The sequence below is a fragment of the Streptococcus sanguinis genome (genome assembly GCF_020729725.1).
GTDB lineage: Bacteria > Bacillota > Bacilli > Lactobacillales > Streptococcaceae > Streptococcus > Streptococcus sanguinis_V.
Genome location: NZ_JAJEPA010000016.1, coordinates 1 through 1,406, shown reverse-complemented (window position 1 = coordinate 1,406; position 1,406 = coordinate 1). Strand labels below are relative to the sequence as shown.

Sequence of the window (1,406 nt, the reverse complement as noted above, 5' to 3'; positions counted from 1 at the left end):
GAAAATCAAGAAATTTATTAGTCAACTAAAAAGTGTTTTGATCTCAAAAGACAGCCAGGGAGATATGGAAGAGAGAGTTTTTTCTCGTTGCATAAACTCAATGGTAGCTGGGTTTGCTGTCTCTATAGTTTTATACATTGCATACCAGTTTCATCTTACAGATCTATTTGGAAGTACAAATGCTTTTAGTGGTTCAGATATTTCCAAAATTACAATCCTTGCATTAGTAGTCCCAGCTTCTTTTGTTGTCTATTTGCTGATATCCCTAGTTACAAGAATGGGAATTATTCCTATGTTTGTCACACTAATTACTCTGCCAATTCCATTAAGAATAATAATTAGCCTCATTCATCTGAAGTTTTCTTATAACTCTAATCAACTTTTTTCAGATATTAATTTTGGTATGTTCCACAGCGCCCTTATTTATGCTACTCTACATGCTTTATTAATTCTTATAATTCTTCGACGCCAAAGAGGGGCAATATAAGAAGTTATAAAAAGATACAAAAACCTACTAGATATTGATCTAGCAGGTTTTTTGTATTCAATGTTTAAAGCAAATCTTCTAAAGACTTTAGGATTCCCGTCAAGAAAAGATACCAGGGGAATATACTTTATTCTCTTTTTAAAACGCTCTAAATTACGCAATTATTTTTGTTTTATAATACTTAATGTAAAAAAAAGATTTTTAAAAGGCCGCTATTAGTTACTAATACATAAGCTTTTTAGAAATCTTTTTATTTTATAAATACTTTTAAAAAAGAAAGGAACAATTTTTATGAAGAAATTTAAAAATTGTTGGGAACTCTATAAAGAGTTACCTGAAGAATATCAATTATATATTATTAAAGAGCTATTGCCACTAGCAAATAAAATTGCATCAATATTGTTAATGGTTTTGTCCCTGATAGTGGAGATATACCGAGCATTTCCAAACTCTTTAAAGGTAGTGGTCGGAGTTTCTATCTTGCTGCTTCTTCTTAGAAGTATTATCAAACATAGAAACTTTTGATGTTCTTTAATTATTCAAAAGAGTTAGCTAAAARAGCTAGCTCTTTTTTAATGTTTTTGCGAATAATAAAAATAGGAGGAAGAAAGAATGAAAATTGAAAAGATCCAAATCAAACGAATCCAAGAAACAGAATACGGTTTAGAGCACTGGTTGGCCATAGACGTAAGTTGTCGTAAAAAGACTTACCAGGTACATCAACTTGTCTTGACGTCTGGGTTCGTCTTATCCTTAACAACGTTAGAAAGAATTATTCTACAAGAGCGCAGAAAAGAAATTAAAATGCACATCAAGGTAATTCGAGCGTTAGAAAAATGTGAAGATAGTCAGTAAAATATTGTTTTTATATTATTTTAATTTACTTCTGGTTGTTTTTGTAGTATAATTATATTATAAA

The 1,406-nt window shown here is 30.0% G+C and carries 3 protein-coding genes; all 3 read left to right on the top strand.

Annotated features, from left to right (window positions below):
* A partial coding sequence (locus K4I03_RS09980; protein ID WP_227965104.1) for a hypothetical protein occupies positions 1-487 on the top strand: 487 nt, incomplete at its 5' end.
* Positions 488-778: 291 nt separating this feature from the next.
* On the top strand, positions 779-1,012 hold the full coding sequence (locus tag K4I03_RS09975) for a hypothetical protein (protein WP_227965101.1): 234 nt from the start codon (positions 779-781) through the stop codon (positions 1,010-1,012).
* Positions 1,013-1,099: 87 nt separating this feature from the next.
* On the top strand, positions 1,100-1,342 hold the full coding sequence (locus K4I03_RS09970) for a DUF7720 family protein (RefSeq protein ID WP_227965099.1): 243 nt from the start codon (positions 1,100-1,102) through the stop codon (positions 1,340-1,342).
* The last annotated feature ends 64 nt before the right edge of the window (positions 1,343-1,406 follow it).

What these genes read in the sequence shown, in the direction of transcription:
- K4I03_RS09975 (WP_227965101.1), top strand. Translation starts at nt 779, where the DNA reads ATGAAGAAATTTAAAAATTGTTGGGAACTCTATAAAGAGTTACCTGAA.
- K4I03_RS09970 (WP_227965099.1), top strand. Translation starts at nt 1,100, where the DNA reads ATGAAAATTGAAAAGATCCAAATCAAACGAATCCAAGAAACAGAATAC.